Origin of the sequence: Vogesella sp. AC12, from assembly GCF_024437575.1 — a bacterium.
Classification (GTDB): Bacteria; Pseudomonadota; Gammaproteobacteria; order Burkholderiales; family Chromobacteriaceae; genus Vogesella; species Vogesella indigofera.
On the sequence record NZ_JANFNU010000024.1, the window covers coordinates 1 to 590 of the forward strand.

Below are 590 nucleotides of genomic sequence, written 5' to 3' on the forward strand. Positions count from 1 at the left end.
TCGATGTCGCCTTCGATGAAGTCGACCAGCACTTCCTGGCCGAGGCGCGGGATGAACTGGTGGCCCCAGCCGGCGCCGGCGCTGGGCATCGCCACCCGCAGCCAGCAGCTGGAGCGCTCGTCCAGATTCGCCCCGCTGTCCGGGTGTTCGTCCGGGCGTTGCCAGTGGAACTGCACCTTGATGCGGCCGTGGGCGTCGGTGTGCACTTCTTCGTTGGCCGGTCCCACCACGGTGGCGGTCTGCGCGCCGCGCGCGGTGGGTTTGGCGTGGGTGGTGGCGGCGTAGGCCGGGGTGAGCGGCAGGCCGCGGCGCTGGGCGTCGAAGGCGGTGCGGAACGGCGTGTTGTCCTCGTCGCCGTTTGCGGCCAGGGTTGGCCGCAACGCGGCCGGCAGGCTGCGGGCCAGCTCGGCCGGCAGGTTGTTGCGTACGGCAAGCCGCTGGCGGGTAACCACGAATTCGCGCTGCTCGGGCGCATCGCCGGCGTGCGCCGGGTGCGCGTCGAGGCGGAACCACTGCCCGGCGGTAAGGCCGCGCACCACGCCGCCGCCGGTAAAAGACTTGGCCTGCGCATCGTGCGCCTGCTGCCGCAG

1 protein-coding gene is annotated in these 590 nt (G+C 72.5%); it reads right to left on the reverse strand.

What is annotated here, in order from left to right; all coding sequences use genetic code 11:
* Positions 1 to 590, reverse strand: a 590-nt coding sequence (locus NOM55_RS17300; protein ID WP_255909889.1) for a type VI secretion system Vgr family protein, incomplete at both ends; no start/stop codon positions are given.